Annotated in this window: 14 protein-coding genes and 1 pseudogene; 11 read left to right on the forward strand and 4 right to left on the reverse strand. The window is 32.6% G+C overall.

All coding sequences use genetic code 11. The features are described from left to right. The 3 genes and pseudogenes from HMPREF1871_RS04240 to HMPREF1871_RS06515 form a co-directional block, all read left to right on the forward strand. Positions 1–898, forward strand: a pseudogene (locus HMPREF1871_RS04240) (hypothetical protein); the annotation flags it as partial. 161 nt (positions 899–1,059) lie between these two features. Beyond that, positions 1,060–1,203, forward strand: coding sequence for a hypothetical protein (locus HMPREF1871_RS06195; protein WP_157058068.1), 144 nt, complete (start codon positions 1,060–1,062; stop codon positions 1,201–1,203). Positions 1,204–1,275: 72 nt separating this feature from the next. Then, entirely contained in the window at positions 1,276–1,635 is a 360-nt protein-coding gene (locus HMPREF1871_RS06515) for a helix-turn-helix domain-containing protein (RefSeq protein ID WP_407919980.1), read from the forward strand. Positions 1,636–1,824: 189 nt separating this feature from the next. Here HMPREF1871_RS06515 and HMPREF1871_RS04245 read toward each other — a convergent pair whose 3' ends face one another. The 3 genes from HMPREF1871_RS04245 to HMPREF1871_RS04255 are packed head-to-tail and all read right to left on the reverse strand — an operon-like array spanning position 1,825 to position 5,468. Beyond that, positions 1,825–3,096 carry a hydroxymethylglutaryl-CoA reductase, degradative gene (locus HMPREF1871_RS04245; protein ID WP_066130407.1) on the reverse strand — a complete coding sequence of 424 codons (1,272 nt, stop codon included), beginning with the start codon at positions 3,094–3,096 and terminating at the stop codon, positions 1,825–1,827. A gap of 9 nt (positions 3,097–3,105) precedes the next feature. Beyond that, a complete protein-coding gene (locus tag HMPREF1871_RS04250; RefSeq protein ID WP_066130410.1) occupies positions 3,106–4,263 on the reverse strand; it encodes a hydroxymethylglutaryl-CoA synthase in 1,158 nt (385 codons plus the stop codon). 20 nt (positions 4,264–4,283) lie between these two features. Beyond that, a complete protein-coding gene (locus tag HMPREF1871_RS04255; RefSeq protein WP_066130413.1) occupies positions 4,284–5,468 on the reverse strand; it encodes a thiolase family protein in 1,185 nt (394 codons plus the stop codon). A gap of 507 nt (positions 5,469–5,975) precedes the next feature. Here HMPREF1871_RS04255 and prdC point away from each other — a divergent pair. The 8 genes from prdC to HMPREF1871_RS04300 all read left to right on the forward strand — a co-directional run bounded on the left by prdC (position 5,976) and on the right by HMPREF1871_RS04300 (position 13,679). Next, positions 5,976–7,277 (forward strand): proline reductase-associated electron transfer protein PrdC, encoded by a 1,302-nt coding sequence (gene prdC, locus HMPREF1871_RS04260; RefSeq protein WP_331462916.1) that lies wholly within the window; start codon positions 5,976–5,978, stop codon positions 7,275–7,277. Between the two features lie 17 nt (positions 7,278–7,294). Then, positions 7,295–9,196, forward strand: coding sequence for a D-proline reductase (dithiol) proprotein PrdA (prdA, locus tag HMPREF1871_RS04265; protein ID WP_066130418.1), 1,902 nt, complete (start codon positions 7,295–7,297; stop codon positions 9,194–9,196). A 3-nt stretch (positions 9,197–9,199) separates the two neighbouring features. Next, positions 9,200–9,493, forward strand: coding sequence for a CBO2463/CBO2479 domain-containing protein (locus HMPREF1871_RS04270; protein ID WP_066130420.1), 294 nt, complete (start codon positions 9,200–9,202; stop codon positions 9,491–9,493). Positions 9,494–9,506: 13 nt separating this feature from the next. Next, positions 9,507–10,232: a D-proline reductase (dithiol) protein PrdB gene (prdB, locus tag HMPREF1871_RS06445; protein WP_083505641.1), complete on the forward strand. Its 726-nt coding sequence runs from the start codon at positions 9,507–9,509 to the stop codon at positions 10,230–10,232. Positions 10,233–10,351: 119 nt separating this feature from the next. Next, positions 10,352–11,089 (forward strand): proline reductase cluster protein PrdD, encoded by a 738-nt coding sequence (gene prdD / locus HMPREF1871_RS04285; protein WP_066130429.1) that lies wholly within the window; start codon positions 10,352–10,354, stop codon positions 11,087–11,089. Positions 11,090–11,101: 12 nt separating this feature from the next. After that, complete coding sequence (locus HMPREF1871_RS04290) at positions 11,102–11,572, forward strand: glycine/sarcosine/betaine reductase component B subunit (RefSeq protein ID WP_066130432.1); 471 nt, start codon at positions 11,102–11,104, stop codon at positions 11,570–11,572. Positions 11,573–11,590: 18 nt separating this feature from the next. Beyond that, on the forward strand, positions 11,591–12,607 hold the full coding sequence (locus tag HMPREF1871_RS04295) for a proline racemase family protein (RefSeq protein WP_066130435.1): 1,017 nt from the start codon (positions 11,591–11,593) through the stop codon (positions 12,605–12,607). A gap of 178 nt (positions 12,608–12,785) precedes the next feature. Next, positions 12,786–13,679, forward strand: coding sequence for a sulfite exporter TauE/SafE family protein (locus tag HMPREF1871_RS04300; protein WP_066130438.1), 894 nt, complete (start codon positions 12,786–12,788; stop codon positions 13,677–13,679). A gap of 468 nt (positions 13,680–14,147) precedes the next feature. Here HMPREF1871_RS04300 and HMPREF1871_RS04305 read toward each other — a convergent pair. Continuing rightward, positions 14,148–14,775: C39 family peptidase (locus HMPREF1871_RS04305; RefSeq protein ID WP_232297368.1), on the reverse strand; the 628-nt coding region annotated here is incomplete at its 5' end.

Below are 14,775 nucleotides of genomic sequence, written 5' to 3' on the forward strand. Positions count from 1 at the left end.
AGAACAATTAAAAGCTGATATCGAAGGTTCAGCAACAATTGGGGAACACAATTATGCTAAAAAGTTAGCAGAAGCGAAAAAAGAGCTAGAATCTATAATAGAAAAAAAATTCCAAGATCCTAAGCAAAAAGCATCAGTTTTAAAAGATTTAGCAAAATTAAAAACATTAAAAGAAGTAGAACAATTAAAAGCTGATATCGAAGGTTCTACAACAATTGGGGAACACAATGATGCTAAAAAATTAGCAGCAGCAAAAGACAAAGCAGTAAAAACAGTTAAAGAATTAAAAAAACTGACAGAAGCAGAAAAAACAAAAGCTATAGCAGAAATAAATAAAGCAAATACTGAAGCAGAAGTTAATGAAGCTTTAGAAAAAGCAAAAGAATTAGACAAAAAACACGGAGCAGAAAATCCATCTGTAACGCCTACTCCAGACGTAACTCCATCGCCAGATGTAACACCTACCCCAGAAACAAAAGCAGGCTGGCAAAAAGATGAAAAAGGTTGGTGGTATTTAAGAGAAAATGGCACATACCCGGCAGGAGAGTGGGAACCAGTAGGCGAAAAATGGTATCACTTTGACCCGCAAGGATACATGCAAACAGGCTGGTTAAATCTAGATGGAACATGGTATTACCTAAACGCTGACGGAAGTATGGCAAAAGATACATGGATAGGAACATACTATGTCGATGCAAATGGAGCATGGGTAATAGAAGGATGGCAAAACCAAGGCTACGGCTGGTGGTACCAAAGAGCTAACGGATCATATCCATCAAACGGTTGGGAAATGATAAACGGAATATGGTACTACTTTGACGCAAACGGCTATATGTTAGCAAACACTACCACACCAGACGGCTACTATGTAGACGAAAACGGAGCATGGGTTAAATAAACGCCGAAAAAACGAAAAATAAAAATGTCAAAAAAAACAGGCTGTATAATAAATCCGGGGCATGGAAAAAACCATGCTCCGGATTTTAATTCTATATACAAAAAAAACAAATATCCAATAAAATAAAAAGTGAACCTAAATAATAAGAAAGGATATTTGTCATGAACAATTGTATCACAGAATTACTACAAATAAAAGATAACAATATAATATTAGATCCTACCTTCAAAAAAGAAAAAATAAAAGGACAAACACACTTTATATTTAAAGGTGTTCTATCATATAAACCAACAAAATGCGAATGATGTAATAGTAACAAAGTAGTAAAAAATGGATTTAATGAACCCACTACAATAAATCTACTAAAACTATCAGGCATACCCTCGCGATTAACTCTAAAAAAACAAAGATTTAAATGTAAACAATGCAATAAAAAATTTGTAGCTAGAACATCCCTAGTACCCAAACATTGTAACATCTCTCAAAATGTAAAATTATCAATCCTAAAAGCTTTAACAGCTACACTATCATTTAAACAAATATCTAAAGAACATAACGTATCAGAAAATACAACAATAAGGATACTTAAATCTTGTAGAAAACAAGTAGAAGTAAATTGTTATAAAAGCCTTCCACAACACTTATGCTTTGATGAAATAAAATCAACAAAAGATAGTAAACATTCAAAAAAAATAAGACAACTGTGTAGTTGTCTTATAAAAAAATACCAACTATAAAACAAGTATTTTTTTGTTTTTTGTGTTGATATTTGTTTTTTTTATTTTTTTTATTTTTTTTTTGATTTTTTAGCTGGTTAAATCTTTTTAGTATTATCAACGATAATATTGCACAACCAAAAATATGCCATTTCTCTCACGACAAAAGGCGTGAGAAGAATGGCATATTCATAAAAAGGTGAAAAAATTTTATTTTTTTAAATTTTTTATTAATTCTTTAGCAGTTGCTAAATTTTTTTGTTTAATATTAGCGAATTTTTCAGCTAATATTTCTACATCTTCTTCTTTTGCTCCAGCTAATAGAAGTAAACTTTTTGCATGAAGTTTCATGTGTCCTTTTTGTATTCCTACAGTAACAAGGGCTCTTATTGCTGAAAAGTTTTGAGCAAGGCCTACAGTTACTATTATTTGTGCTAGTTCTTTTGCATCAGGATTGTTTAAAATTTCTCTAGCTATTTTTACACTTTCATTAAGACCAATAGATCCACCTACACTGGCTACAGGCATTGGTAGAGATAGGATACCTCTAAGTGAATTTTTATCTTCATTGTATGTCCAAGTAGAAAGTCCTCTATATTTGCCGTTTTTTGTTGCATAGGCATGACCTGCTGATTCTATGGCTCGAAAGTCATTTCCACTTGCAATAGTTACAGCGTCTATCCCGTTAAAAATTCCTTTGTTGTGAGTTGTTGCTCTATAAGGGTCTAGTTTTGCTATTTTACTTGCTAATTCTATTTTTTTTGCTATTTCTTTTGCTTTTTCTAGGTCTTCGTGTAAGTATTTTATATCTATTTCGCATCTAGATGTTACTATTGATTTTGTGGCATAGTTTGATAATATTGCCATTAGTGATTTGCTTTCAGTTAGTTGTTGTAAGTATGGTTTTATTCCTTCGAGCATGGTGTTTATTATGTTTGCTCCCATAGCTTCTTTAACGTCTACTGTTAGATAAACTACTAGAAACTCATTTTCATAATTTTGAAATGTTTCTGTACTGATATCTATAGCTCCGCCACCTCTTTTTACTATAGATGGGTGACTTTCATTGGCTAATTTTAAAATTTTTTCTTTATTTTTTATTATGTCTAATATTGCCCAGTTAATATCTTTGATGTCATAAAGAATAACTTGACCTATCATAAGTCTGCTGTCTACTAGGGTAGAAAAACCACCACTTTTTGATATTATTTTTCCTGCGTTTGATAGGGCAGCGACTACTGATGGTTCTTCTGTGACAAGTGGTATTATGTATTCTTTATTATTTATTTTTATAGGGGTTGAAACACAAAATGGTAGAGAAAAGGTTGCTATATGATTTTCTGCCATTTTCCCTGCTATATTAACATCTAAACTTTTATTTTCGAGTAAAAGTTCTTTTTTTTCTTCTGATAAATATCCTTTTTCTTGTAAAATATTTATTCTTTCTTCTCTTGTTTTTTTATAAAAGCCACTAAATGTCATGGTGTTCTCCTATTGGTTATAAATTCGTTTGTGTGATGAAATTTCTTTTAATGTGAATTTTTCACCATTGCCTTCTATATTTGCATTTCCTTCGTTGTCTATTTTAATTTTTTCAAAAAATATTTTTTCATATTCTTTTACATTAAGTCTAGTTCTATTGTTGAAGTCATTTATTCTGTCTTTTCTTAAAACTTTTTTGTAATTTTCTACTAATGTCATTGAGAAAATTTCAGAAACTGCTCCACTTCCATAACTATATAGGCAAATGTTGTCTCCTGCTTTTAAATTTCCATTTTCTAATAGGGAAAGTAGACCTAAGAATAAAGATCCTGTATAAATATTTCCAACTTTTTTGCTGTAAAAGATTGATTTTTCAAAGTTGTTTATGTAGTTTTCTTTTTCTTTTTCGTCCATTGTTTCTGGTAAAATTTTTCTAAATCCTTTTAATGCCATTTTTGGATATGGTATGTGGAAACAAAATGCTGAAAAGTCTTGTATTTTTTTGTTGTTTTCTTTTAAAAATCTTTTCCATGTAAGTTCTAGACAGTTTAGGTATAGCTCTGTTGAGAATTTACCTTCTACAAATGGATATGGAGAGTAGTTTGGTCTGAAAAAGTCCATTGCGTCTTGTGTTAGATATGTGTTATCTATGTTAAGTATAGAAAGACGAGGATCTTTTTTGATTAGCATGGCGACACTTCCTGCTCCTTGTGTAGATTCTCCTCCTGCTCCTACTCCATATTTTGCTATATCACTGGCTATAACTAAAACGTAAGAGTTCGGTTTGCTAAGTATATGATTTCTTGCAAATTCTAGGGCCGCTGTTGCCCCGTAGCAAGCTTCTTTTATTTCTACGCTTCGTGCATATGGATTTATTTTTAACAGTCCATGAATAAAAACAGCTGCTGCTTTGCTTTGGTCAATTCCTGTTTCTGTTCCTAAGACAATCATGTCTATTTTTTCTTTGTCTTCTTTAGTTAAAATTTCTTCTGCTGCTCTTGCTCCAAGTGTTACTATGTCTTCTTCTTTTGAAGTTACACACATTTCACTTTGCAAGAGTCCCTTTGTAAATTTGTCAGGGTCAATTCCTCTTGCTACAGCTAAATCTTTTATATCCAAATATCTATTTGGCATAGAAAAACCAATTTTATCAATTCCAATATTCATTTTAATCCATCCTTAAAATTTTATTCAATATTATTAGATATTAATAGTGACATTCCTTGCCCTCCACCAATACAAAGAGAGGCTAAGGCTAATTTTTTGTTTTGTTTTTTTAGTTCGTGAATAAGTGTTACGAGTATTCTACTGCCACTTGCTCCTATAGGGTGGCCAATTGCTATGGCACCTCCATTGACATTAACTTTTTTTTCATCAATTTTTAGTTCTTTTATTACAGCTAATGATTGTGTTGCAAAAGCTTCGTTTAGTTCAAAAAGGTCAATGTCTTTTATGTCTATATTTTGTTTTTTTAAAAGTTTTTTTGTTGAATAAACAGGTCCCAGTCCCATAAGGGAAGGAGTTAAACCTGCAGAGCTAAAGCCTTCTATGTAAGCTAGTGGTTTAATATTAAGTTCTTTAGCTTTTTTATCACTCATTAAAATAACACACGCTACGCCATCGTTAATTCCTGATGAATTACCAGCGGTAACTATTCCTTCTTTAGAAAATGCAGGTTTTAATTTGGCAAGAGATTGTAAGTTAGTATTTTCTCTAGGGTATTCGTCTGTATCGAAAGTTTCTATTTTTTTTGCTACCTTTATTTCTATAGGAACAATTTCTTCTTTAAATTTTCCTTTTTTTATTGCTTCACACGCTTTTTTTTGACTATTTAATGCAAAATTGTCTGCTTCTTCTCTGGTTATGTTATATTTTTTTGCTATATTTTCTGCTGTTATTCCCATGTGATAATTATTAAATGCATCTGTTAGTCCGTCACATATTATGCTATCGGTAAGTTCAAAGCTACCTAGTTTATTTCCAAATCTTGCTTTTTTATTTAAATAAGGTGCTTGTGACATAAATTCTATACCGCCACAAACAACTATATCATTTTCTCCCGTCATTATGCTTTGTGCTCCTAGAGTTACACTTTTTAGTCCAGAACCACAAACTTTATTAACAGTAAAAGCACTTTTTTCTTCTGGTATTCCAGAGGAAATTAAAATTTGTCTTGAAATGTTTTGACCAAGTCCGCCACTTAAGACGTTACCAAAAATAACTTCATCTACAAGTTTTGGAGATAGATTTATTTTTTTAAGTGCAGTTTTTACGATTTCAGAGCCTATTTTTATAGGGTTTTCTTTTGATAATTTTCCGCCAAAAGATGCTACTGCTGTTCTATATGCACTTACTATAGCTATTTTATTCATAATGCCTCCTAAAATACATATCAGTTTATTTTACTATAAAAACTGAATAAATTCAAATTTCATAATAAATTTTAAAAGTTTTTTTTCAAAAAATAGTACAGTAGTTTTTTAATTATAATAAAGATTTTTCAAAAAATTCCAAATAATTTTCTCAAAAAAAGATGACATCAATATTTTTCTAAATAAAAACAAAATACAAAAAAAAGAGCGTTTCAAAAATGTACTACAGAATATAACAGTTATCATCAAAAAATGAAACAGAAAAATGATATTGATTTTAAAAAACCTTGTCTTTTGACAAATAATAAATAATTTTCAGAGAAAAAAACAAAACGAAACTACTAACAACAGCAATAAAGAAAGCGAAAAGCAACTGTTATAAAAAAAATATTTTTTTTATTTTAAAAAAAGGTTGTTTTGTTTAAACTTCTGTATTATAATAAAAATGTAGTTAACAGATTACTTTTTTAACTGCATATGCATTATTTAAAGAAAGGAGGAAAAATAATGTTAAAATTTAATGTAGAAAAGATAAGTATACCTCTTAAACAACACGTAGGAGCCCCGTGTGCTGCTATAGTTGAAGTGGGTGAACACGTAAAACGTGGTCAACTAATAGCAACTCCTACCGGACTTGGAGCTAATATTCATGCTAGTTTATCTGGTACTGTTGAAGAAGTAAAAGAAGGTGAAATAGTTTTAAAACTTGATAAAGAACAAAGTGATGACTATGTAAAACTTCCTGATACTGATGATAAACTTCAAAGAATAAAAGATGCAGGTCTAGTTGGTTTAGGAGGAGCAGGATTTCCGGTGGGGATAAAACTTTCTACAAAAATAGAAGGTGGATGCATAATAGCCAATTCAGCTGAATGCGAACCGGTTTTATCTCACAACATTAAATTTATAGAAGAAAATCCAGATATTATTATCCGCGGTCTTCAATATATGATTGAAATTACAGGGGCAGCTAGAGCTTATATCGCTATAAAAACAAAATACACAAAAGCGATGTTAGCTATAGGTAAAGCTTGTAAAGATATTCCTAACATATCTGTAAAAATTTTACCAGATATGTATCCAGCGGGGGATGAAAGAGTTATTGTCCGTGAAATACTTGGAAAAGTATTAGACATAGGGCAACTTCCAGCAACAGTTGGTGCGACAATATCAAATGTAGAAACAATAAAAAGGGTGGCTGAAGCAATAGAACTTGGCAAACCGCTAATTGATAAAGACATCACAGTTGGAGGAAGAGTTAAAAACCCTCAAGTTTTCTTTGATGTTCCAATTAACTTACCATTTAGCGAATTTATAAATCGTACTGGTGGTTATGTAGAACCTCACGGAGAAATAGTAAAAGGTGGACCATTCACAGGTAAACACGCTACAGAAGAATCTGTTATTGAAAAAACAACAGGTGGTATTTTAGTAGCTATGCCTCACATTCATGGTAAACCAAAAGTAGGAATACTTATTTGCGAATGCGGTGCAGGGGAAGAAAGACTCAAAGAAATCGCAAAAGCAATGGGTTCAGAAGTAGTCAGCGTTCAACGCTGTAAACGTATGAAACCAGATAAAAATGGTAGATTGCGTTGCGAACTACCAGGTATTTGTCCAGGACAAGCGGAAAAAGTTCTGAACATTAAAAAAGATGGTGGCCAAGGTATAATCACAGGAACATGTCAAGATTGAACTAACACGGTCTCAGGAGTCGCTCCTAGGTTAGGAGTTGCAGTATATCATAGTACCGATCATGTTCTAAGAGGTGCCGGGCACAAATTATATAGAAGTATAGTTAAAGATTAATTAAGGAGGACATTTTAATGTCAATTACAGCAGAAACAGCAAAAGAGCATATCAATGACAAAGCGGTATTATGTTGCAGAGCAGAAGCAGGTGTTACATTAACAGCATCAAACTTAGAAGATCCAGCATTATTTGATGATTTAGTAGATTCAGGATTATTAAGCTTCCCAGATGATGCATTAACAATCGGACAAGTATTAGGATCAACATTAACAAAAACTTGTGACTCATTAGTACCACTTACTCCAGGAGTATTAGACAAAGTACAAAGTGCTGGAGGAGAAGAAAAAGCAGAAGTTAAAGAAGAAGAAGTTAAAGAAGAAAAAGCAGAAGTAAAAGCTTCACCAGTAGCAAAAACTACATTTACTGGAACAGGAGCTTCTCAAGTGATGAAATTACACATTGAAGAAGGAAAAGGAATAGACCTTGAAATACCAGTTGGAGCATTATCTCAAGCAGCAGCAGGAGAAGTAGTAGCAGCACCAGTGGCAGCGGAAGCACCTGTAGCAGCAGGAGAAGCTACAAAAGAAGAACATCACGAAGCAAAACTAATGCGTGAATTAGTAACAAAACGTTACAAAATAGATAAAGTAGAATTTGGTGACAAAACTGAAATCAAAGGAACTACATTAATTCTTCGTCATGCTGATGAACTTTGTAAAGAAGCAGTAGAAACACAAGAATTGGTAGAAGACATGAAATTAGAAATAATTACACCAGCAGATTATGATAAATATTCTGAAACAATCATGGACGTACAACCAATAGCTTGTAAAGAAGAAGGAGATGTAGGACATGGTATAAGCCGTGACCTTCAAGGTGTAGTAATGGTTCTTACAGGAACAGATGCAAACGGAGTTCAAATAGGTGAATTTGGTTCTTCAGAAGGAGAAATGAGCAAAAACATCATGTGGGGACGTCCAGGAGCACCCGAAAAAGGAGAAATCTTCATCAAAGGTCAAGTAACAGTAAAAGCTGGATCTAACATGGAAAGACCAGGACCACTTGCAGCTCACAAAGCATTTGACCACATCACAGAAGAAATAAGAAAAGCACTTAAAAAAGTAGATGATGACAGTTTAGTAGTAGACACAATCCACTTAAAACAATATCGTCGTCCAGGAAACAAAAAAGTTCTTATCGTAAAAGAAATCATGGGACAAGGGGCAATGCACGACAACCTAATCTTGCCAGTTGAACCAGTAGGAACTTTAGGAGCAAAACCAAACGTAGACCTTGGAAACTTACCAATAATGCTTGCACCAACAGAAGTATTAGATGGAGGTATCCACGCATTAACTTGTATAGGACCTGCATCAAAAGAATGTTCAAGACACTACTACAGAGAACCATTAGTATTAGCAGCAATGGCAGACGAAGAAATCGACTTAGTAGGTGTGTTATTAGTAGGATCTCCACAAGCAAACTCAGAAAAATTCTATGTATCTAAACGTTTAGGTATGACAATAGAATCAATGGACATTGACGGAGTAATCGTAACAACAGAAGGATTTGGTAACAACCACATCGACTTTGCATCACACATTGAACAAGTTGGACAACGTGGAGTAAGTGTAGTAGGTGTATCATACTGTGCAGTTCAAGGTGCATTAGTAGTTGGTAACAAATACATGGATGCAATGGTAGACAACAACAAATCTAAACAAGGTATTGAAAACGAAATATTAGGAAATAATACACTATGTAACGAAGACGCTGTCAGAGCATTAGCAATGCTTAAAACAAAAATGGGTGGCGGAACAATCAAAAAAGCCGAAAGAAAATGGAACAATAACGTTAAATTAAACAACATAGACGTTATAGAAAAAACTACAGGACAAAAAGTAGAATTACTTGACAACGAACAAGTATTACCAAAATCTAAAAAACGTTTAGAAATATACGAAAAAGAAGAATAAAATATGTTTGATAAATTAAAATATGCATCAACAGAAAGAGTTTGGGAAGGTATCATAGTAGAACACACAGACGCAAGTGTAACTATAGACATAAAAGGAAGACTAGGTCAATTAAAAATACCACTAAGAATGCTTATATCACAGGGAGAGGTAAAAGTAGGACAAGAAGTAGCATTTTTAATGAGCTACCCAGAAGTGCTTGATGCTGAACCAAATGCAGATTATGCAAAAGCAATTTCAGAAACAAAAAAATTGCAAGAAAAAATAAAAAAAGAACAAACAGAAAAAAATAAGTAAAGGAGAAACTAAAATGTCATTAACGGTATTTGAAGGTTTACAATCAGAAATTTATGTACCTATCACACCAAAACCAGTGTGGGCACCAGTAACTAAACCATTAAAAGAAATGAAAATAGCCATAGCTAGTGCAGCCGGTATTCACTTAAAAAAAGATAAAAGATTTAATCTAGCAGGAGATACAAGTTTCAGAGCAATTCCATCTGACGCAAAAGTAGAAGATTTAATGGTATCACACGGTGGATACGATAATGCAGATGCTAACAAAGATATTAACTGTATGTTCCCAATCGAAAGATTAAGAGAATTAGCAGCAGAAGGATTTATCGGTGGAGTAGCACCAACACATTACGGATTCATGGGTGGTGGAGGAAACCAAGAAGTCTTCACTAACGAAACAGGACCAGAAATAGCTAAAAAATTAAATGAAGAGGGAGCAGACGGTGTCGTTATGACAGCTGGTTGAGGTACTTGTCATAGAACTGCCGTGATCGTGCAGAGAGCAATAGAAGCAAGTGGAATCCCTACAATCTTAATAGCAGCACTACCTCCAGTAGTACGTCAAAATGGTACTCCACGTGCCGTAGCACCACTAGTACCAATGGGAGCTAACGCAGGTGAACCAAACAACGTTGAACAACAAACAGCTATCTTAAAAGATACATTAACACAACTTGTAGAAATACCAAGTGCAGGTAAAATAGTACCATTAGCACACGAATACATTGCACACGTATAATAAAAGGAGGGGACTTATCCCCCTCCTATAGATTAAGTTTATATTTACAGGCTATGTAGATATAAACAGTGTCAATCTACATAGTGAGGTATTGTAAATATAGAAAGTAGGGTTTTAATATGCAAAGCGATAAATTACAAATAAAAGTTTTTCATATACAGGACTTAGAGATAGGTAATAAATTTAAAGTAGAAGGAAACAAACTACTAATAAAAAAAGAAATAGAATATGATAAGAATGTATTTGAAAAAGTAGAAGTAAAAATCATTAAACCCTTAGAGCATAATATATATGTAAACACAATAATGGATGTTATACCAATATCCACAAAAGCATTAGGAAGAGTAGGAGAAGGAATTACACATACATTAACAGGTGTTAGAGTGCTTTTAACAGGGGCGAATACCAAAGGAGAGCAAATGCACGAATTTGGGTCTTCTGAAGGTATTTTAAAAGAACAATTAAAATTAAATAAAGCAGGTACACCGAATGACAGGGATTTTCTTGTCCATATAGATGTAATCATAAAACCTGAGATAAGTTTTGACAGACAACTAGCATTTTCAATATTTGAATTAGCAGACGTGTACATTCAAAATATAAGAGAAAAAATGAAAATGCTAAATGGTAGAGATGCAGACGAAGTGCATGACTACTACAATAAAAAAAATCCAGGCAAACCAAAAGTAGCATTGGTAAAAGAAGTTGCGGGACAAGGAATGATGTATGACAACTTACTTTTCCCTACAGAACCTAGTGGTGTGGAAAAAGGTATTTCAATCATAGATATGCAAAACATGCCAGTTCTATTAACACCAAACGAGTATCGTGATGGTGCAATAAGAGCAATGGTATAGGGGGTGTAAAAAATGGGAATAGGACCATCAACAAAAGAAACATCACTTCACCATTTTAGAGATCCACTCCTAGATGTTCTTGCAACAGATCCAGAAATAGATTTTCAAGGTGTCATAGTGGTGGGAACCCCCCAAGACAATAGACTAAAAAATCTAGTAGGATTTAGAACAGCTGTTTGGTTAAACGCTATGAGAACAGACGGAGCAATAATCTCAGCAGATGGCTGGGGTAATAGTGATGTTGACTATGTCAATACAATGTTTGAAATAGGTGAAAGAGGTATATCGATAGTTGGGCTTAAATTTATGGGTAAACATAAATTTGTAGTAGAAAATGAATATACCAAATATGTATTAGATTTTAATAAATCAAAAGAAGGAATAGAAACGGAAATTGTTGGAGAAAATAACATCGACACAGTGGACGCAAGAAAGGCCTTGGGATTATTAAAATTAAAAATGAGAAAAGACAAAAAATTTTAAAATAAGGAGAGCTTTAAAATGAAATTTGAAAAAACATTAACTGTAATAGACACACATACAGCTGGAGAAGCAGCAAGATTAGTAACAGCTGGAATACCTAAGATACCAGGGAAAGACATGGTAGAAAAAAAACAATATCTTGAAAAACACATGGACCACATTAGAAAATCATTAATGTTTGAACCACGTGGACACCAAGATATGTTCGGTGCATTCATAGTAACACCAACTAAAGAAGAAGCAGACTTTGGTATCATATTCATGGATACAGGTGGCTACTTAAACATGTGTGGACACAACACAATAGCAGCAGTAACAATGGCAGTTGAAACTGGAATGGTAGCAGTAGAAAAAGGAGCAAAAGAAAAAGAAGTAGTAGTAGAAACTCCAGCTGGATTAGTATATGCTACAGCAAAACTAAAAGATGACTTAAAAGTAAAAGAAGTATCATTTAGAAACGTAGAATCATTCCTATACAAAGAAGATGTAGAATTAGACGTTGAAGGCGTTGGAAAAATTAAATTTGACATATCATTTGGAGGAAGCTTCTTTGCAATCTTACCAGCAGAACAATTAGGACTTACAGTATGTCCAAAAAATGCTAGCGAACTAAAAGAAAAAGCTCTTAAAATACGTGATGCAGTAAATGCACAAGTAGAAATTCAACATCCAACCTTAAAACACATAAAAACAGTTGATCTAGTAGAAATTTATGATAAACCAACAAATCCAGAAGCAACATTCAAAAATGTTGTAGTATTTGGAGATGGAAACATAGACCGTTCACCATGTGGAACAGGAACATCAGCAAAACTAGCAACACTTTATAAAAAAGGTGAATTAAAAGTAGGAGAACCTTTTGTATACGAAAGTATTCTAGGAACACTATTCAAAGGAAGAATAGTAGAAGAAAGAGATTTAGCAGGATACAAAGCAATAATACCAGAAGTAACAGGATCTGGATATATTCTTGGATTTACACAATATGTATACGATCCAGATGATCCACTAACATATGGTTTCCTACTAGGATAAAATAAACAAGTACTTAAAAGCTATTAATGATTAGTATAAAAAAACGAAAGTTAAAGCTAATCATTAATAGCTATTTAAAAAAAAACATATTTTTTTTGCAAAAAAACAGGAATAATTATAAAAAAAAACAAAAAAAAATAAAAAAATGTAGTAAAACTACAAAAAAGGAGGAAAGAAAATGAACTTATTATTAACATTGCAAATATTAATTGTATTAGCAGGTATATACTTCCTTATTATGTGGGTAATAGATTTAGTAAAAAACAAAGACAATCTAGGAGATGATAGCCCAGTAAAAGGATTTATTATAGGTTTTATAACAGACGTACTTGACACAATAGGTATAGGGTCATTTGCACCAACAACTATGCTTTTCCAAGTAACAAAATTCCTAAAAGCAGGGGATAAACAACTTCCTGGTACACTTAATGTGGCACATACAATACCAGTTATAACAGAAGCGTTATTATTCTTAGTAGCAGTAAAAGTGGAACCAGTAACATTATTCTCACTAGTTATAGCAGCAGTAGTAGGAGCTATGATAGGAGCTAGAGTAATAAATAAATTCTCTGAGAAAAAAATCCAAATCATGATGGGATATGCCCTAATAATAACAGCAATCTTAATGGCAGCAAAACAATTAGGATGGATAGACTTATTAGGTAAAGGAAACACAGCTATAGGACTTACAGGAATAGCATTAATAGTAGCCATAGTAATCAACTTCTTCTTAGGAGCATTAATGATGGCAGGAATAGGGCTATATGCACCATGTATGGCTATGGTATTCATCTTAGGATTAAACCCACTTGTAGCATTCCCAATTATGATGGCATCATGTGCAGGACTTATGGCAATGGGATCACCAGCATTCATTAAAGAAGGAAACTACAGTAGAAGAGGTTCAATCGCAGTAATGATTGGTGGTGTAATAGGGGTATTTGTAGCAGTTAAATTTGTAACAAATGTTGACATCACAATACTTACATGGATAATCATAGTAGTAGTTCTTTACACAGCAGTAACAATGCTAATAAAAGGACACAAAAAAGCAGAAAAAAAAGCAGCATAAAATAAAATAGTATCTAGTACACAGGAGAAAACTCCTGTGTTTTTTTTATTAAAATAAAAAGGTTGCACAATGTTATTGTTGATAAACAATATAAAAAGTAAACCAGCTTTAAAATCAAAAAAAATAAAAAAAGAAAAATCTATTTTTTAAAAAATTTTTACTCTTATTCTATTGACAAAGAAGCAATAAAAACAATGTAAAAATAATAAAGCACAAAAAAGAACCTTTAAATTTAACAATATTATAAAAATATTATTTAAGACAAAGGACGTTTAACGCAGAAATTTTCAAAAAACACTAAAATAATAGAGTAAAAAAGAGTAAAAAGAGCTAAAAATCTAGGAAAAAATAGGTTATAAGAATAAGAAATTCTAGCAAAAAGGATAAGAGATAATTTTACTTGAAAGATTACTAAAAAAATTTTAAAAAAAGTCAACCTTTTAATTAAGGTTGACAGAAAGTTGTTTTTTAATTATATATTGCAATAATAGGGGTGTTGTCTATGTAATTTATAGAGTCATTAGACAAAGTATTCCATAAATAATTAATATTAATCTTCTTAATCCCAAGATTAGCATCAGGGTTGTAATTTGTAGTGCAGAAAGAATTGTCTATACCAACGCTACAAGTAGCGTGATCTATGAAAAAGTTGTAATTAAATAGATTTCCTGAATTTACAGAATATACAATTTGCCCCCTTTTTAGAGCTGTCACAAATTCTTCTTTAGAATAAATTGGGTCATATTTTAAGCCATAGTAATTTAAAACACTTATTACACCACTTGACCCGGTTCCTGCTGAGTTTTTATTAAATGAATCAGTATTATTCCATAAATAATAAGCTATATCATTAGGAGTTATGTTAGAATTTTGTTTTAATGTTGAAACTACCATAGCCATCGTAGTAGGCACGCAGCCACTGCTAGCCATATTCCAGCGTCCATAATAAGAATCACTCCATCTAGAATCGTTTTGAGCATAATAATTTATTTCTTTTATTATTTTTTTGCATATTCCATTTTCATCGATAAAATAATCATTTATGACTGTGTCTTTTGCCATGCTACCGTCAGCGTTTAGGTAGTACCATGTGCCG

It is taken from the genome of Gemelliphila asaccharolytica (genome assembly GCF_001553005.1).
GTDB lineage: Bacteria > Bacillota > Bacilli > Staphylococcales > Gemellaceae > Gemelliphila > Gemelliphila asaccharolytica.